This window comes from Flavobacterium sp. KY-23415 (genome assembly GCF_055384985.1).
This window is the reverse complement of the sequence record NZ_AP044001.1, coordinates 1020187-1044357: the sequence shown is the minus strand read 5'-3', so window position 1 is coordinate 1044357 and position 24171 is coordinate 1020187. Positions and strand designations below refer to the sequence as shown.

Below are 24171 nucleotides of genomic sequence, written 5' to 3'. Positions count from 1 at the left end.
AATTAAGTAAATGAAAGTAACGGAACATATACAAAATGCAAATGGTAAATCTTTGTTTTCTTTTGAGATATTACCACCTTTAAAAGGACAAAACATACAGTCTATTTTTGATGGAATAGATCCTTTAATGGAATTTAAGCCTCCTTTTATTGATGTAACTTATCATCGAGAGGAATATGAATACAAGGAGCTGCAAAATGGTTTGTTACAAAAGAAAATTGTAAAGAAAAGACCTGGTACAGTTGGTATATGTGCAGCTATTCAAAATAGATACAATGTGGATGCTATTCCTCATATTTTATGTGGAGGTTTTACTAAGGAAGATACTGAAAACTTATTAATTGATTTGGACTTCTTGGGGATTGATAATGTGGTGGCTTTGCGTGGTGATGCAGTTAAAAGCGAAATTTACTTTAAGCCAGATAAAGATGGGCATTCATATGCGTCTGAATTGGTTACTCAAATTAGTAATTTAAATAATGGAATATATTTAGATGAAGATTTACAAAACTCTACAAAGACAGATTTTTGTATAGGTGTAGCGGGATATCCTGAAAAACACATGGAAGCTCCAAGTATGGATAGTGATATTCATTTTTTGAAACAAAAAATAAACAATGGTGCAGATTATATTATTACTCAGATGTTTTTTGATAATAAAAAGTTTTTTGACTTTGTAACTAAATGTAGAGTAGCTGGGATAACTGTGCCAATAATACCAGGTCTAAAACCAATAGCAACAAAGAAGCAATTAAACTTAATTCCACATCGTTTTAAGGTTGATTTACCAGATGACTTAATTATGGAAGTGGTGAAGGCAAAAGATAATGATGTAGTAAAAGAAATTGGAATTGAATGGTGTATTGAGCAAAGTAAAGAGCTTTTAAATTCAGGGATTCCAGTTTTGCATTATTATTCTATGGGGAAAGCTGAAAACGTGAGAACCATTGCGAAAGAAATTTTTTAATATCTATCAAGGCTTTTCGTGTTTTTATCGATAAAGAGTGTGTTTTTTAAGACAAAATGCACTTTTTTTTGTTTTTTATGAATAATTCAAAAATTCTCACACTTTCTCTTGTTTGTATTTTGTTATTTTTAATTAAAAACATATTTAAACTTCACTGTCCTTTGGATATTTGAAAACTTATACTTGAAATTTTTATTTATTGAAGTGTAGAGGTTTTATTGGCTTACTTCTGAATTTGCCTAAAGAAAATTTTCCGAATAAGTTTAAATAATGAGTTTTTTATAAAATCAACTGATATTTATACCTTTATCACTTGAATTTATTGGGATAAAACGCACTTTTTTCCTCGTTATTTCAATATAAAATAAAAACGTAGCGATGCTATGCTTTGATTTTCTATTTTACATGTAGATAATTATTTGTTTTTAATTGGTCATATGGAATCGTATATTTTTGTTGGTGTTTGCAAGCAAACGCTTTTCTTATGGCGATTTCGTATCAAGAAAAAAATCATCGTTTTTCTTTTACAGTAAATTCAAATCAAAAATGGTGTTGTCTTCATGCTTAATACTATTTCAATACATTATTTATACCTTTTGTATGCTTTATCTATGGAGTATTTAAGAATGATGTTTTAGATAATTGTCTTTTTTAAAAATATTTTTTAGATTTTTTTCTTCATTTATTTGATTATTTTCAAACAATCATTATATTTGCACCATAAACTTTTAAACAAATATAATTATGGCAAAAGCAAATGGATTTTTGAAAATTGAAGGAACGATTGATGATTTGACTTTCTACAAAAAAGAGGGTAAAAACTTTGTAAGAAGAAAAGGTGGTGTTTCTAGAGAACGAATACTGAACGACCCAGGTTTTGTGAGAACAAGAGAGAATGGTGCTGAATTTGCGCATTGTGCCAATGCAGGAAAGCTGTTGCGTTTTGCTTTAGGGACACTAGTTTTTAAAGCAAAAGACAGTAAATTGGCAAGCAGGATGCTACAGACGATGTCTAAGATTAAAAACTTAGACACTACTTCTTTACGGGGACAGCGGAGAGTGGGAATAGGGATTGCTACTCCCGAAGGGAAACAAACACTTAAGGGGTTCGATTTTAATCTAAATGCTCCTTTAAAAAGTGTGCTGTTTGCTCCTTTTACTTTTGACAGTTTGACGGGGAGCATCTCTTTTGATGCCTTTATTCCTGCTGAACAATTGCAGTTTCCACAAGGGGCAACACATTTTAGTATGCAAAGTGCTGTTTTGCATTTGGATTTTGAAACAGAGGAAACAGAAATTGCTTATAGTGCTTTGGTGAATTTGCCTATTTCTCATGTGCCTAACTCTACAGTTTTAACACCATCTAGTTTACCTACTGGAAATGGAGTGCAATTGTTTGCCTTGATGTTTTCTTTTTATCAAGAAATTAATGGTGTGCAGTATTCTTTAAAGAATGAAACCTTTAATGTGCTTACTGTTATTGAGGTACTTTAAACTATTTTGAATCTTGTTTTGAACTCCTTGTGATTTAGCTATCGCAAGGAGTTTTTAACATTTGTTACATTTTTTTTTCTAATTACAGTTAAATTTTATTTTGTACGTATTTTCTTTTATGAAAAATATTACATTTGCAAAATTTTAATTTTCTAGTATGAAAAAAATAATAACCTTTTGCTTGTTTTTTGTTTCTCTATTAGGGGTTTCTCAAATTCAACAACGAATTAAGTTTGAATATGATACTGCGGGTAACCAAATAAAAAGATATGTTTGTTTGTGTTCGGCAAAAGTTGCTTCGAAAGATTCACTTATTGCGGGGGTCGAAGACGTAAAATTAGAAGATTTTGAGAAAGCTTCTAGAGAAGATGTGCTGTCTTATTATCCTAATCCTGTTAGAGAAGAGCTTTATTTGAAATGGGATTTGATAGAAAATACTAAGGTTTCTAAAATAGAGGTCTATTCTTTTAATGGACAGTTACTACAGACTTTTGTTGACTTGGAAAATAATGTTAGCCAAACAATTCCATTTATGGATCAACCTGACGGAACCTATTTGGTGCTCTTGTTCTATACTAATAATGAGCAAAAATCTATAACTATAGTAAAACAATAATTTGTTATTAATTATGAAGAAAATTTTAGTCTTATTTGCGTTTTTATTGAGCGCTACTCTTTTTTCGCAAATTCAAATTACTGGGCCAGATGATATTGTTGATCCTTTTGACCCTATTGGCACTACTCCTTCTACTGGAGATGGTGAAGTGGGAAACACGCAAGGAAATTTGTCGGTTTCTGCAACAGGAGGAGCGGTGTATAATGTGCCTATACAATTGCCACCAGGAATAAAAGACATAGCTCCTAGTATTTCACTTAACTATAATAGTCAGTCTGGCGACGGTTATGCGGGATATGGTTGGCATATTGGTGGTCTTTCTAAAATTTCAAAAGTACCCTCGAATTTATATCATGATGGAGTTATTGACCCTGTTAGTTTTGATGGTTTAAAAAGATTTTCTTTTGATGGACAGCGATTGATATTAAAAACAGGAGTTTATGGGATACCTGGCTCAACTTATGAAACTGAACAGTTTTCGAATGTTAAGATTTCATATTTGTCTAATGGATATGGAATTGGACATAATAGATATTTTAAAGTTGAATATCCAGATGGGAGTATTGCATATTATGGCTATGTTGAAGGAGGACAAAATAACATATCTTATCTAGAATTTCCTATTACAAAATGGGAGAATCCGCAAGGTCTAAAAATTACTTATGAATATTATACTTACGCTTCAGGTTTTGTAAAAGAGTATAGCGCACTTATAAAGTCTATCAAATATGGTAATGACAGTAATCAAGGGCTTAATAGTATTGAGTTTGTATATAAGGAAAAAAATAAGCAAGATGTTTATTATTTTTTGGAAGTGGAACAAAAGAGGAATAAAGTTTTAAGCGCTATAAAAATTACAGGCAATGGAGTTCCTTTTAAAAATTATTATTTAACTCATGATTTAACGTCTTCTGGAAACGAAAGGTTAAAAAGCATTCAGGAAAAAACAGGAGACAATTCTAAAAGTTTGAAGCCTTTAACTTTTAACTATAAGGTTAATCAATCTAGCTATAATCAAGAAATTAGTTATAGCCATAGAGGAGGATACTTACCAAATAAGATTTTAGGAGATTTTACTGGCGATGATGAAATTGAAGGTCATCAATATAAGCAGTTATACAGGTTAAACCCTGATTACTCTGTAACAAAGACATCTCCTGTAAATGGAAATTTAAGTTCTTTGGGACGACCTATTAGTACTATACCATTAACTTTTTTAAATGCAGATTTAAAAGTTAGCAATAAAATGGGGTTTTGCGATTATTTTTTTGGTTTTGATGCTTTAGACTTAGATAAAAGCTTAAAGATCTATAGTTACAACAAGGATAATAATTCATATGAATTTGAGTATGAAAAAGTAATAAGTCATTTATATGGAACTGAAAATCAAGAAGATTATTTTGGTGTCTACAGTGAAATCTATGAAACAGGAACAAATGGTTATCCTATAGGACAAAATTCTCGTGGTGGATTTTTTTCAGATTTCAATGGTGATAGGTTAACAGATTTTGTTACTTTTAAAATAGAAGGGGGTAATTTGTTGTTGAAATTTATAGATTTAGATAGACGACTAACCGCAAATTACAATTTTGATACACCAATTATAAATATTGGTGCTACTTATTTAGGCGAAAGTAGTTTTAATCATTCAGGAACAACTAAGGTATTACAAGGAGATTATGATGGTGATGGTCGCTCAGATTTGATTGTTTTTAGAGGTAGTCCATATAATAAAATTGAGGTTTACAGTTTAAATAATAATCTTTTTGAAAAAAAAATAGATATAAATTATAATTTGCCAGGCGATATATTCAATTCTGGAAAGTATCCGATTGTATTGGGAGATTATAATGGAGACTCTAAAACTGATTTTTTGATGACTTGGGAAAAAAAGATAATTTACTCACAAGGTTCTATTAGTCACTATGCTTCAGAACTGTTGCCAAATACTTTTGTAACACCAAATCCGACAAAAAGAACAGCTTATTTGTCTTGGGATATGAATAATGATGGTAAATCTGACATAGTAAGACTTGAGTCATTGTATGAGACCAAAAGAATAAAAAAGTGTTCTGTTTGTGCTGAAATGAATTGGGTAAAATCAGGAATTAGGATTAATTATTATGAGAAGCAAGGAACATGGAAAGTATATAATTTTGAAAAAATAACACAGGATTATATTAATAATTCTGTTCCAGATGACCCGTCAGACGATAATAAATTTGCACCTTTATTACCAACTTTACTTAAAGAAAATACAAATCAACAAAATTTATCTCTATTAGGAATAAGTGGGTATAGAGGACAAACTGATAACTTTGGACAAGAAGATTATCTAGGAGTGACATCATATTTTAACTTTCAAAGGCATAGTAATGATCAAACTCTTTTAACAAGTGTTGACGAAGGTAATGGTGTTATAAATGAGATTATTTATGACAATCTTAAAGATGGAAACGGAACCTATACGACTTCAAATGATTTACTCGAATATCCGTATTTTAATTTATTAAATGATAAAGAGTATAAGGTAGTTTCAGAAATTAGACATTTTTATTCAGGTTCACCAATAAAGAAAAAACAATTTAAATATTATGGAGCTGTTTATGATATTGCTGGGAGAGGAATAAGTGGTTTTCAGGCAACCACATCAACTAATTGGTTTATAGATATTTCAGGTATTATTTCCACGGTAAATAAATATGACTTTACTAAGAATGGAGCCAATACTGAAACATTTTCTAAGGTTGGTTTAGTTGAACCTAACTATAATTTGCTTTCAACAGACTCTTATGTTTCAAGAAGTCTTGTTACTTATAATAATGAAGATACAGCTTATATAAACCCATTATTACCGAATAAGGTATTCAAACTTTTTAAAACAAAAACCGAAAGTTTTAATGGTTTAGAGAACACAAGTAGCCTTACTTCGATAACTTATAATGGGAATAACAATCCTTTGAGTACTACTACTAGCATTAAAAATGGAACCACCACTGAGCAAAAAACAGTTACTACCTATGGGTATGATGCTCCTTTGAGTTCTCCTTATCTTTTAGATCGGTTAAATAGTAAAACAATTACTACTACTTTATTGTCTAGTGGGGATGTTTCTTCTACAGAAGAACTTTATACTTATGATGTTAATTTGTTAAAAACAATTAAAAAGCGAAGTACCAATTCTGGTCTTACTTCTGATTATATTACGGAGACAAATATCTATGATGCCTATGGGAATATCACACAGAAAAACATTGCCACGCCTGGATTAGCAGATAGGGTGACCAAGTTTGAATATGATACTGCTACCCATCGTTTTATTACAAAAAAAACAGGTATAGATGGACTTGTTACAGAATATACTTATAACCAAAGTACTGGTCTTATAACCTCGGAATTATTGCCTTCTAATTTGAATTATCCTTTAAAAACTACTTATAATTATGATTTATGGGGCAAGAAAATTGAGGAAATTGACTATTTAGGAAAAAAGAAAACATTTAAATATGGCTATTCTAGTGATGGTGTATTGATTAATATTTCAGGTGATGATGGAAGTGTAACTGAAATTAATCATGATAAATTAGGGCGAATAATACATGAAGCAACAAAAACAATTGAAGGTCTATGGTCTGTTGTTGCCACAACATATAATATAAATGATCAGCCCATTAAAGTTACTCAGCCTTACTTAGAAGGCGGTAATTTTAATGCATGGAATGAAATGGAATATGATTTGTATGGTAGGCTAACTAAAGTAAATCAATTAAAAACAGGAAGTTCAACAGGTAAGGTAATTACTTATGGTTATACTGGTTTGACTACAACAGAGCATGATGGACAGAAAACAAAAACTACTGTAAAAAATGCTTTAGGCAATGTCGTTTCATTGGAAGAAACTCCGGGGGTACAGATTCAGTATGAATATTTTGCTAATGGAGGGCTGAAAGCTACACATACTAGTGGCGCTACAACCGCAATTACTCAAGATGCTTGGGGTAGAAGAAAATCTTTAGATGACCCATCTGCAGGGATTCATAATTATTCTTATAGTGCTTTTGGAGAATTACTTTCTGAAGAAATTGTTGGAAGAGGGATAACAGAATATGATTTGGATGATTATGGTAAGGTTTTGGAAAAGAGAATTAAAGAGGGAACTAATTTAGTAACTAAAAATACTTACACTTATGACTCTACTACAAAACAATTGAAACAGATTCGTTTTGATGATTATACCAATGCAAGCTTTACTATTTATAATTATGGTTATGATAATTTTAAACGTTTGAATTTTAAAGACGAAAGCGGTTTGCAGGCTTATTATCAACAAGCTATTCAATATGATGCTTTTGGGAGACGCGAAAATGAATTGTATACTGCTATAAATACCTCAGACTTAAAAAGGTCGGATAAATGGGTTAAGAATGTTTATAAAAATGGTAGTTTGTGGAAAATTCATGATATGCCATCCTTTGGCACTTTAGGGGCTGTCCTTTGGCAAGCCAACACGGTTAACCCGTCTGGGCAAATTACAGAAGCACTATTGGGTAATGGTATAAAATTAACAAAAACTTATGACAACCAAGGACTGCCAGCAAAAATAAAATATGACAAAAGCAGTTTGAATGTATTGACTTTAGATACTGAATTTGATCCTATCTATGGTAATTTAAAAAAGCGTTCTACTAATTTATTTGGAGCTTGGACAGAGGATTTGACTTATGATGCCTTAGATCGATTGACAAGTTGGAAAGACGGAACAGGTGTTCAGAATCAGTTGTATAATGATAATGGGAGTATTGCTTCAAATAAGGTTGGAGCGTATGCTTATACAATTAATCAGAAACCCTATCAGGTTTCTACTATTACACCTGTAGTGCCTTCTGCTACCTATGATTATTATGCTAATAGAATGCAGAATATTGCTTATAATGTGTCTAACAACCCTATTAGTATACAGGAATTGAATGCAGAAAACATTGATTTTGAATATAATGCTTTTGATAATAGAGCCACCATGTATTATGGAGGATTGCAGCCTTTAAAAACAAACAGACCGTATCGAAAGTGTTATTCTGCAGACGGTACGATGGAAATTAAACGCAACATAACTAATAATACAGTAGAGTTTGTTACTTATATTGGAGGAGATGCCTATACTGCTCCTGTTGTATTAAAAAGTGACGGTGCAACAAAGGAATTCCTCTATTTGCACAGAGATTATCAGGGTACTATTGTTGGAGTGTCTAATAGTACAGGTGTGCTTGTAGAAAAACGTTGGTTTGATGTTTGGGGTTCTTTGATTCGCTATGCGAATAGTAGCGGTGTTAGTACTGTGCCTACAGTGAGTACTGCAATGCTACTAGATAGAGGATATACAGGACATGAGCATTTGTTGGGCGTAAATATTATAAACATGAACGGTAGAATTTATGATGACAAGTTGCATCGTTTTCTGCAGCCTGATAATAATATTCAAGATCCCTATAATACCCAAAACTTTAATCGTTATGGCTATGTAATGAACAATCCTACTAAATATACCGATCCTAGCGGAGAAAATATTTGGGGCTATATCTTTGGAGCAATATTTTCTTCTTATGCGAGTGGAGTGCAAGCCAGTGGTGGAGAACTTAATCCTATTAAATGGGATAGTACAGGGTGGACAAATGCTGGTCTTGGTGCGGTATCATATGCCGCTTCTAAAGGGGCAACTTATTATTCTGAAAATTATATTTATGGTAATCAGAAAAATAATTTAGGTGTAGAAAATTCATTTTCTACTAATAATATTGAAAATTATAATCACATTCAATATAATCATGAAGCATTTAGCTTTGCTATTGTTACGACTGGAGTTTTGGTTGGTGATGATGTAACCGTCATTGGGGCTGTTGATGATGTATTGATACCTTTTGTATGGGCAGGTGCGGCCGCTTATTGGACCGTCCAAAATATCCCTGCTATTGTAGGAAGTGTTGTTGGAGCTTATGAATATGTTGAAAATTCTTTAGACCCTAAAGGGTTTAAATACGTAACTTATACTAAAACTAATGCTGAAGGATTAGTATATGTAGGTAGATCCAGTGGTTATGGAACTCCTGAACAAATTGTTAAAAATAGAGATTATAAACATCACATGAATAAACAGGGTTATGGACCAGCTACATTGTCAACTGTTATTCCAGCAACAATTGATGGTGGATATGGTAAAAGATTTTTAGATTCTGCTTATTGGGGAATTCGTGGAAGTGAGCAATTACAAATTGATGCATATAGAGAATTAGGAATTTCTGGAAATGATAGAAATGGAATAAGTACAAGTAATGGGAAAAGGTCAAAATATATAGAATGGGCTCGTACACTATTTGAATTTTAATTTAAAGATATTAATTTTGTCATGAATTAATTAACAATGAAAGAAGATAAATATTTAGAAGCATCGTTAAATTTAGCAAAAGCAATAGACATAGCTATTGAGTCATTGTATAAATATCCCCCAAAAATTTGGGATAATAAAACAATTAATCATGTTGAAAATTGTTATAAAGAGTGGAAAGAAAATGCTTTAAATCCAGAACCAAAATATAGAAATTTAAAAAGTTTAAGTTATGCCATAAACGACGCATTAACCTACTTTCAAGAAAGTACAGGTGACGATGTTAATTTTTTTTGGGATAAAATTAAAGAAAGTAATTTGCCTTACAAAAGAGAAAACAGATTGGGTAAAATATTAAAACGAAAGAAGATTAAAGATGATATTGAGTATGATTTTGTTATAGATGTTTTAGTTCCTTACCGACAAGAAGGATTAATTACTGATGATGAATTAGTTTTATTGAATAAATATATTGGAGATTTTGAGACTCGAAGTCAGAAAAAAAAAAGTTAAATATTTAGAAGCAACATTAAATTTACCAAAATCAAAAGGTATAGTTATTTAATCAATACACAAGTATCTACAAAATTTTTGGAATTAAATAATGCTATAAGAATTAGAACGCAAATTTCACCAAATGAACATTTATTATTAATTCCAAAAAGATAAATTGTAAAAATGAAAAGTAAAAAAATAATGTTTTATGGAACAAAAGAAGATTTAGAACCTATTATTGTTGATTTAGAGAATGAATTTTCTTTCAAATATTTTCGAATGGGTTTGTTTGATGAAAAAAAGAGCGTGTCATATAATTCTGTTTTTGAAGTTCAAGAGTTTGGCAAACCTTTGTTTGCAGATTGGAATAAGGATGTAAGATTAATAGTTCTTCCAAAAGACAAGGTTTTAAATATTAGAGAAGTTCCTCAAAAAAAGGGAGGATTGAAATTTGCAATTGATCCACTAGAAAATCAAATAAGTATTTGTTTTCAATTTGGAGGGATTGTTAGAGAAGGGGTTTTACTTGCGGGAACATGTGGGACATTGTTTTTGAGTGATTTTAGTTTAGAAATATTTAAAAAATTTTCAACTATAATAAAAGAGAAATTTAAAAAAGTTGAAGATTTTTATGTAGGTAGATATGCAGAAGAAAAATTAATTAATGGTTGGCGTTTAGTCACAAATGAAAATTCTCCAAAAGAATATGAATTATCATTAAAATAAATTCAATTTCTCCAAAGTACTGGTCAATTCATGGAATAATAAGGTAATAAATATGCGTACAAAAATAGGAGATGTTTTTTCTGTTAAAATAAATGAAAATGAAAAGAAATATTTTCAACTGATAACATTTGATTTAACTCAATTAAATAGCGATGTTATTAGAGCTTTTAAAAAAGTTTATAAGTTAGGTGAAGAACCTAATTTATCTGATATTATAAAAGAAGAAGTTGAATTTTACGCACATTGTATAGCAAAAGCAGGATTAAAGATGAATCTTTGGGAAAAGGTTGGCACAATTGAAGAAATTGGAGATTTAGGACAAATATTATTTAGAGACACTAATGATTATGGATTGTGGGTTAATAATGAGCCTATTAAAGTTTCCGAAAATTGGTTTATTTGGCGTGTAAACGATAATGGTTTTACACGTGTTGGAAAATTAAAAGAAGAAAATAGAAATGCTGAAATAGGAATTGTTGTTAATCCTTATGATATAGTCGAAAGAATGAAAACAGGAAGATATAGTTTTTTTTATCCCGAATTTGAATAAATTATTTTTTAATATAATCAGTTGAAATTATGATTGAAAATTTATTAAAATATTATGGCAATTTCAATGATGCCTTAGTTGAGAATATTTTTTATAATCAGGTATGAAGATACCATATCCAAGAGATTTTAATACAGGTTTACCTATTAAATAACTTGATTAAATTTTAACTATTAATATTATGAAAATTGAGAGAACATTATTTTGGTTTAGAGACGGAGATGAAATGTTGATTAAATTAAACGAGAATTTTTTCGGATTATCAAATTTATTGAATAGACTATTAAATGAAAAATATGATGGAAAAAAAATTAATTTTATTAATCTTGATTTCTCAACAAATAAGACATATCAGATTTTTTCATCTTTACCTAAAAATGAGCCTTATTGCTATGGTGGTCATTTAAGGTTTTATGGAGAGTTTGATTTTGAACAATTTAATGAATTTAGTAGGCGTGATCAAGTAACTTATATTTGGGAAAATATGTATAAATATATTAGGCGGATAGCAGAATCTATTAAAAATGATGCATTATTAAGAGCCATCGAATATGCATATTTAAAAGGTATAGAGAAAGAGTTTAATACTGATTATGCTGTATTAGAAAAGGATATCATTATTAATAATGAGCAATTGAAGGCATCTGTTTGGATTAATTTTGAAGATGATTATATGCACTCTAGTTTTACATTAGAAAAATTAGGAAAAATAATTTATAAAAAAAGTATAGATAAAGCTAAAAATGGTGTTGAATATTTTTTGGAAATTTATAAAGAAATAGAATGTTTGAATAATAATAATGTAGTAATAAAAGGAAGCAGAAATGTTGAATATTTACCTCTTACTATCTCTCTCAAAGAATTTTATTGATGATAAATAAAGAAGGTTTTAAATTAAAACTTTTAAAGGATAATTTATCAAGAGATTTTGAGTCGTTTTTAAAAGATCTAGATAAGAAAAAAATAGATATAACAGATTGCATTTACAATAAAAAAGTAGTCTGATATTTAGTTATATATTAGTTGTTTTGCCTTTATTAATTTGTTTTTATGAATGGAAAATTAATCTGCCAATTCTTTTGCTTTTATATGCAAATGCAATATTTTTTATTTTTAAAAGTTTAAGGAAATGAAAAAAATAAACAAATTTATTTATTGGCTTTTTAAAATATCCTATCAATTTAGTGTTGTAAAACATAAAAACTTACCTATTAATGCTGTTTTTTTCGTGTCTTTTATATATACTAATTTTATAAACTTTATCTTGAATATAACACTATTCACCTATTTTATTGATAATCTAAATGCTTATTATTATTTGGTTGTGTTACTAATTGTTAGTGTTATAGCAAAAGTGTCTCTTTTGAAAAAAGAAATTATTGATGAGATACCAAAGACTACTCCTACAAGGAATGACGTTATTAAACTGTATGTAGTTTTTTTTATTTCTGTATTTTTGTTTTTTGGGTCTTTAGCAATGATTACATAGTGAAAACAAATGAAAGATAAATATTGTTTTTTATTATTACTGTTCGTTACACTCGCTTTCTCTCAACAAGAAGCGAGTGTTTGGTATTTTGGTCAAAATGCTGGGATAAAGTTTGAGAGTAATGGTACTATTACTACGCTAACCGATGGGCAATTAAGTACTTTAGAGGGATGTGCCACACTTGCAGATAGTAATGGGGATTTGTTATTGTATACAGATGGTGTTACAGTATGGAATAGAAACCATGGTATAATGCCAAATGGAACTGGCTTGTTAGGAGCAGATACCAGTACACAATCTGCAACAATTGTCCCACTACCCGGTTCTTCTACTTTGTTTTATATTTTCACTTTAGATGCTTTTGCTGGAGGAAATGGTTTTCGTTATTCTATAGTTGATATGGCTCTAGATGGTGGCAATGGAGCGGTTACCGCTAAAAACGTATTGATTTATACGCCTTCTTGTGAAAAATTAGCTATAGTGAAACATGCCAATGCTACTGATTTTTGGGTTGTAACGCATGGATGGGGAAATACTACTTTTTATAGTTATTTGTTGAATGGTTCTGGTTTGAGTACTACTCCTGTTGTGACAAATATTGGAGTAAATGTATCTACAATTAGTACAGATAATGCTATAGGTTATATGAGAATTTCGCCAAATGGTAGCAAATTGGCTTTAAATCATTATTATGATGGAATACTACAACTTTTTGATTTTAATACCACAACAGGAATTCTTTCCAATGCAAATACAATTTATACGGCTCCAACAGGAAGTTTTTTATATGGATTAGAATTTTCACCTAATAGTCAAGTATTATATTTTACCGAGGAGTTGTCTGCTACTATAGTTTATCAATGTGATTTGACTGCTTCTAATATCTCTAGTACAGTTTTACCTGTGTATGCAGATTCAAATCCATTAGCTATGGCTTTGCAATTAGGGCCAGATGGCAAAATATATATTGGTCAGTTAACTTCTAATAAATTGGGAGTTATTAATAATCCTAATACTTTGAATGCAGGATGTAATTTACAAATGAATGCAATAGACTTAGGTAGTCGATATTGTTTTAGAGGATTACCCCCTTTTATTTCCTCTTTTTTCTTTACTCCAGCCATTCAGTTTGATAACAGTTGCGTTGGTGATACTATCCAGTTTCAGTTTAATAGTAGTCAACCTGTTTTGAGTGCCTTGTGGGATTTTGGGGATGGAACTACCTCTACAGCTATTTCGCCTGTTCATAGTTATGCCATTACTGGATATTATACCGTTTCGGTACAAGTAACTACCGCATTAGGTAGTGGTAGTACTACACGAGACATCACCATCTCAGCAGTTCCAACGGCTACACAACCTAATAACTTATTAGCCTGTGACGATGACAACGATGGTTTTTATACTTTCGATTTAACACAAAACACAACAGCCATTTTGAATGGACAATTGACAACTGAGTTCGGTGTGCGTTATTATGCCAATGCTACGGATTATGCAAACAAGATTGTTATAGCAAACCCAAGTGCACATCAAAATTTAGTAGCATACCAATCTGAAACTATAATAGCAGAAGTGTATAACTTGGAAAATAGTAATTGTACTGCAACTACTACTTTTGATATTCAAGTATTTGAAACACCTACTCCAGCAACAAATATCCCTACCATCAGAGCCTGTGACGATTCCAGTTTTGGTACAACCCATGATAATCGTATTGTGTTTGATTTGACTCAAAACGAAAGTATTATTTTAAATGGGCAATCGACTACTGCTTTTACAGTTAATTATTATACCGATGCGAGCTATGCAAACTTGATTGTAAATCCAAACAACTATGTAAACACTAATGCAGTTGAAACGATTTATGTTCAGGTTATTAATAATTTCAATCCAAATTGTCTAGCTACAACATCATTCGAAATTGAGGTGTATGCCAATCCTATAATCAATTCGCCTGTTACTCTAAAACAATGTGATGATGACAATGACGGTTTTAGTGCTTTTAACCTCACAGAAGCTGAAAATTTAATTATCGGGAATACAACAGGATTGACCATTGCTTATTTTGAGTCTTTTGTTGATGCACAAAACAATAACAACCCTATTCCTAATACTACAGTCTATACGAATCAAACGGTAAGTACGGATATTGTTTATGTGAAAGTAACTAATACCAATGCTTGTTATACTATTACAGAATTAAACTTAGTAGTTTCGACTACGCAAATTTCAAGTACCATTCAGGAAATGTTTACTGTTTGTGATGATATGGCTTCGGGTTCTAATACAGATGGTATTGCTACTTTTAATTTTAGTAGTGCCAATGCGCAAATTTTAGCACAATATCCTAGTGGACAATTACTAGATGTTACCTATTATCGTAATATTGCAGATGCTTTAGCGGAGCAAAATGCGATTGTAGATATCTCTAATTATACGAATATTGGTTATCCAAACACACAAGATATTTATGTTAGAGTCGATAGTCAGCTCAATAATGATTGTTTAGGTCTAGGCCATCATATTACATTACATGTTGAACCTATTCCTATTGTGCAACCCCAAAGTTACAATCATTGTGATGATGACCAAGATGGATTGTATGCTTTTAGCACGACCAATTTAGAAAGTGATTTATTGAATGGGTTAACTAATGTTACTGTTGCTTATTTTGATGCTTTGGGTAATCCCGTAACCGTGACTAATCCTTTTATAACTGCTTCACAAGTATTAACTGCAAGAGTAAACAATAGCACTCCAACAGCTTGTTATTATGAAACAACAGTTACTTTTACAGTAGATGATTTACCAGAAGCTTTTGCTCTACCAATAAGTTTAACAACAGTTTGTGATGATGAAGCAAACCCAAACTTACAAGATGGTTTATATGCTTTTGACACTAGTGGTTTTCAAAATACTATTTTAGGTGCACAAACAGGAATGCAAGTTAGATATTATGATGAAAATGGAATCGTTTTGTCAAGTCCGTTGCCAAATCCTTTTATTACAAGAACACAAAATGTGACGGTTGAAGTTATTAATCCTATAAACACAACTTGTGTTGCTACAACTACGATTCCTTTTGTAATTTATCCCGTTCCAGAAATAGAATTACAAGGTGATGGTTTGGTGTGTAGTGACAATGCTGTTTTTACACTTGATATAGATGCAGGTTTAATAGACCCTAGTGCACAAAACGATTATAGCTATCAATGGTATTTAGATAATTTACTTTTACCTAATGAAACGAATTATAATCTCGTGGTAAATAACGAAGGTGTTTACTCAGTTGTAGTTACTAATGCAACGAATTGTTCTAGAACCAGAACTATTGCTGTTACCGCTTCGGATATTGCAACTATAGATGATATTGTGGTTTCCGATTTATCAGATAATAATTCTATACTTGTTTTAGTATCTGGAGAAGGTATTTATGAGTATAGTTTAGATAATAACGTTTACCAAACTTCTAATGCGTTTACTAACTTACCCGCTGGGATTTATACAGTTTATGTGAATGATATTTATGGTTGTGGTATTGCTACAAAAGAGATTAGTGTTTTAGGGGTGCCAAAATTTTTCACTCCCAATGGTGATGGTTATAATGATACTTGGAATATTCAAGGTGTAAATGAACAATTGAATGCCAAAACAATTATTTATATTTTTGATCGTTATGGGAAATTATTAAAACAAATAAGTCCACTTGGGACAGGTTGGGATGGTTTTTTCAATGACAAACCTTTACCTTCTTCAGATTATTGGTATGCAATAACCTTAGAAAATGGTAAAACTGTAAAGGGGCATTTTACTTTGAAGCGATAATTTATTCATTTCTATGGCTTTGTTACCCTACAAGATGCTACAGAAATTGAAGTTTCGAGTACCTATAAATAGGCATATTCACGAATAAATTTATCAAATAAATAAAGGCTTGAAGCTTCCTTACTTCTGAATTTAACCCTGTTTTTTGAGCAAAAAGCCTTGAAAACGGGGTTTACTATTTTTTTGGAATGATTTGATGGGTACCGTATCAAATATTAAAATATCTATTTTAAAATAAAAACATATTTATTTGAAAATAATTTTTCTTAAATGTTAATTTTTTATTTTTTTTATTTTTAAAAATGGTTTTTGGTGTAAAATTCATTTGTTTTTGTGTTAAATATTTTTTAATATTACTACAAATAAAAACCCCAAATAATCATGAAAAAAATTACCTTAATTTTAGTTTTGTTATTTGCATTCCAGGTAAATTTTGCAAAAACCGAAGATCCTCTTTTAGTGAAAGCAAAAGAGTATAGTTCAAGTAAGAATTATGAGGAAGCAATCAAAACGTATAATATCTATTTAAAATCAACAAAAGAAGTTGAATTGAAAGATGTATATGTAGAAATAGCTAATTGTTATTTTAAATTAGAAAAGAAACAAGAAGCAGTAAAATATATTAAAGAGGCTATAACAAGCTACGGTTTTTCAGAACAAGACTTTATTTACAATGATGTTTTGGATTTAGAGCTATCAAAATATGCTTTGTCAGTTGTCTATGACGAATTAGATAGGCACATTCACAATTAAATAAATACTTGCTTATCAGTTATTTAATTTGTATTTTAGAAGAAATAAACCCCGAGAATGCTCAAAAAGAGTCAAAAACGGGGTTTTCTTTTAAATATGTATGTCAAAAATAATACGAATAAGTGAATTTCAGCACAAATTGCCTTTAAATATTATCAATGAAGATTTTAATGTTTTTTATGAGCAATTTCTAAAGTCTGATTTAGGTAAAATTCATCTAGCTACACCTTTTTCAGAACTTTCTCAAAGTTTTAAATTGAAAGCGTGCAAAAAAGGTCCAGATTGCATTTTTAGTACTAAAGGTAAGATTGCCTTGATGATGCTAAAAAACTATTATGGTTGTTCTGATGCTAAACTAATCGAGTTGTTAAACGGAAATGTTTACATGCAATACTTTTGTGATATTGTATTACCTCTAGATTCCCCGCTTACAAATTTTAAAATAGTTAGCCAAATAAGAATGGAATTAGCCAAAAAATTAGATGTTCGAAAAGTTCAAGAAACATTAGCTAAAAGCTGGCTACCTTATATGAATGATTTAGACAAAGTCTTGATAGATGCCACTTGTTATGAGAGTGAGTTGCGTTTTCCTACCAATGAGAAACTACTTTGGGAATGTATTGTGTGGAATTACAATCAAATGAAATCATTATGTGGAATTTTAAAAATAAAACTTCCAAGAACCAAATATATTGATTGGTGTAAACGCTACAATGAGTATTCTAGAAAAAGAAAAAAAACAGCAAAGCAACGAACAAAAATGACTCGTGGTCTTCTGAAATTATTATATAAACTTAATGGAGAATTGAGTAAAATTGAAAATCAATATTCCTTTGAGCCAACCACAAAATACAGCAAACAACGCAGAATAATCCGTCTTATTTACCAACAACAATCAAAAATTTTTGCAACAGGAAAAAGCGTTCCCGATAGAATTGTTAGCATAAATAAAAGTTATATTCGCCCAATTGTGCGTGGTAAAGAAGTAAAACAAGTAGAATTTGGAGCAAAAGTAAATAAAATTCAAATTGATGGAATCAATTTTATAGAACATATAGAATACCGTGCCTTTAACGAAGGAACTCGATTTCAAAACAGTATATTTTGCGCACAAAATCTAACTAAAACTAAAGTAAGAATTACTGGAGCTGATGCTATTTATGCCACAAATAAAAACAGAACTTTTTCGTCCACAAATAACATACAAACAGACTTTGTTAGAAAAGGAAAAGCTGGAAAACACGAAGAGCATAGAAAGAAGCTAGCCTCAGAAATTAAAAAAGAAAGAGCTACTCGATTAGAAGGTAGTTTTGGCAAAGAAAAAGAGCACTATAATTTACGAAAGATAAAAGCTAGAACCAAGAAAAGTGAAATGCTTTGGATTTTTTTCGGAATACATACAGCTAATGCTAAAGAAATAGGAAGAAGAATTTACAAAAATCAAACACAACTAGCAGCGTAAAGTATTCAAAAAAATACTTTATAGGAAAAGTGCGTCTTGTTGAGAAATATCAAATTTAAAAATCATAAAAACATATAATTTTTACTACAAAATAAAAAACCTCAATTATATTAATATGAATTGAGGTTTTTATTTAAAGTATTTTTCAAAAAATCTTGTTACTTCTGAATTTGCCTAGATAATTTGAAGGGAAAATAATATGATTCTCTAAATTAAAATTGGATCTTAGATTCTGTTAAATTGGTTACAACTTTTGAATTAGTGTTGTAACCAATTTTTTATTTTTTTGAGGTTTTTTCTCTGAAAATTTGCTCTAGATTTTTATTCTTTTGATTTAGTTGAAGAATTTTTAAACCTTTTTCTTTGGCAAAGTCAAAAACCGAAGAACGCATATCAATTCTTGAATCAAAAGTTAGCTCTAATTGTTTTTCATTGATGAAATCTATATTGATTAAATTGCTTAAATCTTTCAAGTCTTCAGCTAATATTGGTTTGTCAAATTCAACACTAATAATTTGACTGTTTTGTTCCTTAACCAAAGATTTTAGGTTTTTGTCTTCTACAATTTTTCCATTATTAATAATGATAACTCTATCGCAAATTGCTTCAACCTCTTGCATAATATGAGTTGATAAAAAGACAGTTTTGTCTTTACCAATGTTTTTAATTAAGGTTCTAATTTCAACCAATTGATTTGGATCCAAACCAGTAGTGGGTTCGTCTAAGATTAAAACTTCAGGGTTATGTAATAATGCACATGCAATTCCCACTCTTTGTCTGTACCCTTTAGATAATTGACTTATTTTTTTATTGCTTTCAGGAGTTAGACCAGTAAGTTGAATAACTTCCTCTATTCTAGTTTTTTTTACTTTGTATACATCTGCATTAAATGACAGATATTCTCTGACATATAAATCTAGATAAAGAGGGTTGTGTTCTGGAAGATATCCTACAGATTTTTGGACTAATTTTGATTCCGATTCAATATTAAATGAATTTACTTTTGCTGTTCCTAAATCTGGAGCAATGTAAGTTGTTAAAATCTTCATTAATGTAGATTTTCCAGCTCCATTTGGTCCTAAAAAACCAACAATTTCTCCTTTCTTTATTGAGAATGAAATGGTATCTAATGCTATTTGTTCACCATAACTCTTAGAAATGTTTTGAACTTCAATTGACATAATAAATCAAGTTTTAGCAAAAGTAAAGTTTTTTAAATAAAAAATATTTTTTTAAAAAAGTATTTTGAAAAGATTTTTTTGCTACTTTAGCAACTTCAAAATATAACATAGCAGGTAATGTTGGTAACAGCAATTTATTTTAACAATTCTTTTTATTACTTCTGGAGCAGAGGTAGGGATTGTTATGCTATTATTTAAATGTAAAAAAAAATATAAAAAATAACATTCAATCCCGATTTTTAATCGGGATTTTTTTTTGCTTAAAAATTATGAAATTAAATGTTGCAATTCAAGGGGTTCAAGGTTCTTTCCATCATCAAGTGGCAAACCAATATTTTGGAGATTCAATTCTTTTGCAAGAATGTTTGTCTTTTAATGACGTGGTTAAGAGTTTGAAAATGAATGTTTCAGATAAAGCTGTAATGGCATTAGAAAACTCAATTGCGGGGTCAATTTTACCAAATTATGCACTAATTGATCAAAACGAGTTGCATATAATTGGCGAACATTATTTAGATATTGATATGAATCTAATGGCTTTGAAAGGTCAAAAAATTGAAGACTTAAAAGAGGTGCATTCTCACCCTATCGCATTGTTGCAATGTACTGTTTTTTTTAATCAATATCCTCATATAAAATTAGTTGAAAGTGTGGATACAGCAGAAACGGCACTGCGAATTCAACAACAAAAGTTAAAGGGAATTGGAGCTGTTGCTGCACCCATTGCGGCTAAAATGTATGACTTAGATATTTTAGCTGCTGGAATTCATACAATTAAAAGTAATAAAACAAGGTTTGTTATTGTAAAAGCTCAAAATAAAGAGATTCCAAAAGAAGAGATTAATAAAGTTTCATTAAAATTCGAGTTAGATGATACACCTGGAAGTTTAGCAACTGTACTAAATGTAATGAATAATTGTAAGTTAAATCTAACTAAAATACAATCTTTACCTATTATAGAAACACCGTTTAAATATTCATTTTTTGTTGATGTTGTGTTTGAACGATATTGTGATTATGAGAAAGCAAGAGAGATTATAGAAATTATGACTACACATTTTAAAGTATTAGGAGAATATAAAAAAGGAAAGCAATGATAACTACAGCTAATAGACTACAAACCGTTGAAGAATACTATTTTTCAAAAAAATTAAAAGAGGTTAATCAGTTAATTTCTGATGGCAAACCAATAATAAATATGGGAATTGGTAGCCCAGATTTACCTCCACATAAGTTGGTGATTGAAGCGATTCAACAATCTGTTTTAGAAACAAATGCTCATATGTATCAAAGTTATCAGGGGCTTTTTGAACTTAGAAAAGGCTTTGCTGAATTTTATAAATCAAATTTTGATGTTACAATAGATGCGGTCTCAGAAGTTCTGCCTTTAATGGGATCAAAAGAAGGGATCATGCATATTGCTATGGCTTTTTTAAATGAAGGAGATTCAGTTTTGATACCAAACCCAGGCTACCCAACTTATCAGTCAGTGTCTAATCTTGTTGGGGCAAAAACGTTATTATATGATTTAGTAGAAAATGAAAATTGGTGCCCTGATTTTGAAGCTTTAGAAAAAGAAGATCTGTCTAAAGTAAAATTAATGTGGGTTTGCTACCCCCATATGCCTACAGGGACAGAAGCATCAAATGCGCTTTTTGAAAAGTTAATTGCTTTCGGGAAAAAACATCATATTTTGATTGTTAACGATAATCCTTATAGCATGATTTTAAATCAAAAGCCATTGTCTATACTCCAAGTGGAAGGAGCTAAAGATATTGCTATAGAGTTAAATTCTTTAAGTAAGGCATATAACATGGCTGGTTGGAGAATTGGAATGGTAATGGGAAGTAGTAAAAATATTGCAGCTATCTTAAAAGTGAAAAGTAATATGGATAGCGGGATGTTTTTTGGTCTTCAAAAAGGTGCAATAGAGGCATTAAAATTAGGAAAGGAATGGTTTAGCGGATTGAATGAAGTTTATGCAAAACGTAGAGATTTGATTTTTTCTTTATGTGATAAACTTAACGTAACAGTAAATAAAAATCAAGTTGGTATGTTTGTTTGGGCAAAATTACCCCAAGGGGTATCCTCGGAAGAATTTATTGATGAAATATTGTATGAAAAGAATTTATTCATAACTCCAGGAAATATTTTTGGAACAAATGGTGAAGGGTATGTTCGTTTTTCGTTGTGTGTGACAGAAGAAAAAATTATTGAAGCCTTAAATCGTTTTTAATGGAAAATAAAGAAGTTTTTTTTATTGTAGGGTTAGGGTTAATAGGCGGTTCTTTTGCCATAGATATTAAAACAAAACGAAAAAATGCAGTAATATATGGAGTTGATAAGGAAGAACAACATTTAGAAAAAGCAATAGATTTAGGAATAATAGACCATAAAGCGACTTTAGAAGAAATAGCAATTGCAGATTGGGTAGTAGTTGCAGTTCCTGTTGATAAAACAGTTCTTGTTCTTAATGAAGTTTTAGGTAAAATCCATAATAATGCTATTGTTTTCGATGTTGGTTCAACAAAGTATCAAATTTGTGAGGCTTTGAAAAATCATGAAAAAAGAAGGAATTTTATAGCCACACATCCCATTGCAGGAACGGAGTTTTCAGGTCCTGAAGCGGCTTTAAAGGAGTTGTTTTTAGAAAAAACGAATATCATTTGTGAAGTTGAAAAAACAGCTTTTGTTTTTCAAGAAAAAGCACTTCAGTTATTTAAAGAAGTAGGAATGAGAATTAGATATATGGATCCATTATCACATGACAAACACATTGCCTATATGTCTCATTTGTCACATATTAGTTCATTTATGTTAGGAAAGACAGTTATTGAGGAAGAAAGAAACGAAAGAGATATTTTTGACATGGCAGGTAGTGGATTTGAAAGTACAGTTCGTCTTGCAAAAAGCTCACCTGCAATGTGGACACCAATTTTTAAACAGAATAAAGATCAAGTTGTGAAAGCATTATCGGAATATATTGAAAATTTAAAAAATTTTAAATTTCTTTTAGAAGAAGAAAAACTAGAAGAAATTTATAGCACAATGCAAGAAACAAATAGAATAAAAGAAATATTAATTAAAAAATAGTCAATTAGAAATAAATAATTATGGAAAATAAAAAAGAATTAAGAACCTGGTTAGATGAATTTAAACTAGATCATCCTTTGGTTATTGCAGGTCCTTGTAGTGCAGAGACAGAAGAACAAGTTTTGCAAATTGCTAGCGAATTAAAAGACTCTGACGTTTCAATTTTTAGAGCAGGAATTTGGAAACCAAGAACAAGGCCAGGAGGTTTTGAAGGAGTTGGAGCTATTGGTTTAAAATGGTTGCAAAAAGCAAAAGCCGAAACAGGATTGTTAATGGCTACAGAAGTTGCCAATGCAAACCATGTACAATTGGCTTTAGAACATGATATTGATGTTTTATGGATTGGGGCTAGAACAGCTGTGAACCCTTTTGCAATTCAAGAAATTGCAGATGCTTTGCAAGGAACTGATAAAATAGTATTACTTAAAAATCCGGTAAATCCAGATTTATCATTGTGGATTGGTGGATTAGAAAGACTTTATAATGCTAATATCCAGAAGTTAGGAGTTATTCATAGAGGTTTTTCAACGTATGATAAAACTAAATATAGAAATAATCCTGAGTGGCAAATAGCTATTGATTTGCAAAATCGTTTTCCTGATTTACCTTTAATATGTGATCCGTCTCATATTACAGGAAAAAGAGAGATGATTCATGAAGTTTCTCAACAAGCATTAGACTTAAATTATGATGGTTTGATTGTTGAAACACATAACGATCCTGATAATGCATGGAGCGATGCTGCTCAACAGATAACTCCAGATACTTTAAAGAAAATGTTTGTAGATTTGAGAGTTAGAAAGGTTTCTGACGATGAAGGAGAATTTAATCAAAAAATGGCAAAATTAAGAGCTCAAATTGATGAGTTTGATGGTAAATTACTCGAAATTTTAGGGAATAGAATGAAGGTAGCTGATAAAATTGGAGAGCTTAAAAAAGAAAAGAACGTAGCTATTCTTCAAAACAAACGTTGGAACGAAATTTTAGGAAAAATGATTCTTGAAGGTGAAGAAAAAGGATTAAGTAATGATTTTGTAATGCATATGTTCAAGGCGATTCACCAAGAAAGTATCAGTCATCAAGAGAAAATAGTTAATAATTAAACTTACAGTATAAAAAAAGGCTGTTAAAAGCAGTC

General features: G+C 30.5%; 17 protein-coding genes. 16 read left to right on the top strand and 1 reads right to left on the bottom strand.

The window, feature by feature from the left end; genetic code table 11:
* Positions 1–10: 10 nt before the first annotated feature.
* The 12 genes from metF (at position 11) to ACZ49Z_RS04710 (ending at position 18759) form a co-directional block, all read left to right on the top strand.
* Positions 11–967 carry a methylenetetrahydrofolate reductase [NAD(P)H] gene (gene metF / locus ACZ49Z_RS04765; protein WP_464307045.1) on the top strand — a complete coding sequence of 319 codons (957 nt, stop codon included), beginning with the start codon at positions 11–13 and terminating at the stop codon, positions 965–967.
* Between the two features lie 744 nt (positions 968–1711).
* A complete protein-coding gene (locus ACZ49Z_RS04760; RefSeq protein WP_464307044.1) occupies positions 1712–2461 on the top strand; it encodes a hypothetical protein in 750 nt (249 codons plus the stop codon).
* Between the two features lie 157 nt (positions 2462–2618).
* Positions 2619–3077, top strand: a complete 459-nt coding sequence (locus tag ACZ49Z_RS04755; protein ID WP_464307043.1) for a T9SS type A sorting domain-containing protein — start codon at positions 2619–2621, stop codon at positions 3075–3077.
* A 13-nt stretch (positions 3078–3090) separates the two neighbouring features.
* A complete protein-coding gene (locus ACZ49Z_RS04750) occupies positions 3091–9456 on the top strand; it encodes an RHS repeat-associated core domain-containing protein (protein WP_464307042.1) in 6366 nt (2121 codons plus the stop codon).
* 36 nt (positions 9457–9492) lie between these two features.
* Positions 9493–9969: a hypothetical protein gene (locus ACZ49Z_RS04745; RefSeq protein ID WP_464307041.1), complete on the top strand. Its 477-nt coding sequence runs from the start codon at positions 9493–9495 to the stop codon at positions 9967–9969.
* A 165-nt stretch (positions 9970–10134) separates the two neighbouring features.
* On the top strand, positions 10135–10677 hold the full coding sequence (locus ACZ49Z_RS04740; RefSeq protein ID WP_464307040.1) for a hypothetical protein: 543 nt from the start codon (positions 10135–10137) through the stop codon (positions 10675–10677).
* A 52-nt stretch (positions 10678–10729) separates the two neighbouring features.
* Positions 10730–11227, top strand: a complete 498-nt coding sequence (locus ACZ49Z_RS04735; protein WP_464307039.1) for a hypothetical protein — start codon at positions 10730–10732, stop codon at positions 11225–11227.
* Positions 11228–11408: 181 nt separating this feature from the next.
* Positions 11409–12098, top strand: coding sequence for a hypothetical protein (locus ACZ49Z_RS04730; RefSeq protein ID WP_464307038.1), 690 nt, complete (start codon positions 11409–11411; stop codon positions 12096–12098).
* A 258-nt stretch (positions 12099–12356) separates the two neighbouring features.
* Entirely contained in the window at positions 12357–12716 is a 360-nt protein-coding gene (locus ACZ49Z_RS04725; RefSeq protein ID WP_464307037.1) for a hypothetical protein, read from the top strand.
* Positions 12717–12725: 9 nt separating this feature from the next.
* Entirely contained in the window at positions 12726–16544 is a 3819-nt protein-coding gene (locus ACZ49Z_RS04720; protein ID WP_464307036.1) for a T9SS type B sorting domain-containing protein, read from the top strand.
* A gap of 381 nt (positions 16545–16925) precedes the next feature.
* Positions 16926–17297: a hypothetical protein gene (locus tag ACZ49Z_RS04715; protein ID WP_464307035.1), complete on the top strand. Its 372-nt coding sequence runs from the start codon at positions 16926–16928 to the stop codon at positions 17295–17297.
* Between the two features lie 100 nt (positions 17298–17397).
* A complete protein-coding gene (locus ACZ49Z_RS04710) occupies positions 17398–18759 on the top strand; it encodes a transposase family protein (RefSeq protein WP_464304430.1) in 1362 nt (453 codons plus the stop codon).
* A 278-nt stretch (positions 18760–19037) separates the two neighbouring features.
* On the opposite strand, the gene gldA is transcribed toward ACZ49Z_RS04710, so the two are convergent.
* Positions 19038–19940: a gliding motility-associated ABC transporter ATP-binding subunit GldA gene (gene gldA, locus ACZ49Z_RS04705; RefSeq protein ID WP_464307034.1), complete on the bottom strand. Its 903-nt coding sequence runs from the start codon at positions 19938–19940 to the stop codon at positions 19038–19040.
* A gap of 269 nt (positions 19941–20209) precedes the next feature.
* On the opposite strand from gldA, the gene ACZ49Z_RS04700 reads away from it, so the two are divergent.
* From ACZ49Z_RS04700 to ACZ49Z_RS04685, 4 genes are read left to right on the top strand one after another with little or no spacing between them, the layout of a single operon-like run.
* Positions 20210–21037, top strand: coding sequence for a prephenate dehydratase (locus ACZ49Z_RS04700; RefSeq protein ID WP_464307033.1), 828 nt, complete (start codon positions 20210–20212; stop codon positions 21035–21037).
* Positions 21034–22176 (top strand): pyridoxal phosphate-dependent aminotransferase, encoded by a 1143-nt coding sequence (locus tag ACZ49Z_RS04695; protein WP_464307032.1) that lies wholly within the window; start codon positions 21034–21036, stop codon positions 22174–22176. The genes ACZ49Z_RS04700 and ACZ49Z_RS04695 overlap by 4 nt, the downstream gene beginning before the upstream one ends.
* Positions 22176–23033 (top strand): prephenate dehydrogenase, encoded by an 858-nt coding sequence (locus ACZ49Z_RS04690; RefSeq protein WP_464307031.1) that lies wholly within the window; start codon positions 22176–22178, stop codon positions 23031–23033. The genes ACZ49Z_RS04695 and ACZ49Z_RS04690 overlap by 1 nt, the downstream gene beginning before the upstream one ends.
* A 20-nt stretch (positions 23034–23053) precedes the next feature.
* The gene (locus tag ACZ49Z_RS04685; RefSeq protein WP_464307030.1) at positions 23054–24136 is read left to right on the top strand and encodes a chorismate mutase; all 1083 of its coding nucleotides are present in this window, start codon (positions 23054–23056) and stop codon (positions 24134–24136) included.
* Positions 24137–24171: the final 35 nt, after the last annotated feature.

What these genes read in the sequence shown, in the direction of transcription:
- metF (WP_464307045.1), top strand. Translation starts at nt 11, where the DNA reads ATGAAAGTAACGGAACATATACAAAATGCAAATGGTAAATCTTTGTTT.
- ACZ49Z_RS04760 (WP_464307044.1), top strand. Translation starts at nt 1,712, where the DNA reads ATGGCAAAAGCAAATGGATTTTTGAAAATTGAAGGAACGATTGATGAT.
- ACZ49Z_RS04755 (WP_464307043.1), top strand. Translation starts at nt 2,619, where the DNA reads ATGAAAAAAATAATAACCTTTTGCTTGTTTTTTGTTTCTCTATTAGGG.
- ACZ49Z_RS04750 (WP_464307042.1), top strand. Translation starts at nt 3,091, where the DNA reads ATGAAGAAAATTTTAGTCTTATTTGCGTTTTTATTGAGCGCTACTCTT.
- ACZ49Z_RS04745 (WP_464307041.1), top strand. Translation starts at nt 9,493, where the DNA reads ATGAAAGAAGATAAATATTTAGAAGCATCGTTAAATTTAGCAAAAGCA.
- ACZ49Z_RS04740 (WP_464307040.1), top strand. Translation starts at nt 10,135, where the DNA reads ATGAAAAGTAAAAAAATAATGTTTTATGGAACAAAAGAAGATTTAGAA.
- ACZ49Z_RS04735 (WP_464307039.1), top strand. Translation starts at nt 10,730, where the DNA reads ATGCGTACAAAAATAGGAGATGTTTTTTCTGTTAAAATAAATGAAAAT.
- ACZ49Z_RS04730 (WP_464307038.1), top strand. Translation starts at nt 11,409, where the DNA reads ATGAAAATTGAGAGAACATTATTTTGGTTTAGAGACGGAGATGAAATG.
- ACZ49Z_RS04725 (WP_464307037.1), top strand. Translation starts at nt 12,357, where the DNA reads ATGAAAAAAATAAACAAATTTATTTATTGGCTTTTTAAAATATCCTAT.
- ACZ49Z_RS04720 (WP_464307036.1), top strand. Translation starts at nt 12,726, where the DNA reads ATGAAAGATAAATATTGTTTTTTATTATTACTGTTCGTTACACTCGCT.
- ACZ49Z_RS04715 (WP_464307035.1), top strand. Translation starts at nt 16,926, where the DNA reads ATGAAAAAAATTACCTTAATTTTAGTTTTGTTATTTGCATTCCAGGTA.
- ACZ49Z_RS04710 (WP_464304430.1), top strand. Translation starts at nt 17,398, where the DNA reads ATGTCAAAAATAATACGAATAAGTGAATTTCAGCACAAATTGCCTTTA.
- gldA (WP_464307034.1), bottom strand. Translation starts at nt 19,940, where the DNA reads ATGTCAATTGAAGTTCAAAACATTTCTAAGAGTTATGGTGAACAAATA.
- ACZ49Z_RS04700 (WP_464307033.1), top strand. Translation starts at nt 20,210, where the DNA reads ATGAAATTAAATGTTGCAATTCAAGGGGTTCAAGGTTCTTTCCATCAT.
- ACZ49Z_RS04695 (WP_464307032.1), top strand. Translation starts at nt 21,034, where the DNA reads ATGATAACTACAGCTAATAGACTACAAACCGTTGAAGAATACTATTTT.
- ACZ49Z_RS04690 (WP_464307031.1), top strand. Translation starts at nt 22,176, where the DNA reads ATGGAAAATAAAGAAGTTTTTTTTATTGTAGGGTTAGGGTTAATAGGC.
- ACZ49Z_RS04685 (WP_464307030.1), top strand. Translation starts at nt 23,054, where the DNA reads ATGGAAAATAAAAAAGAATTAAGAACCTGGTTAGATGAATTTAAACTA.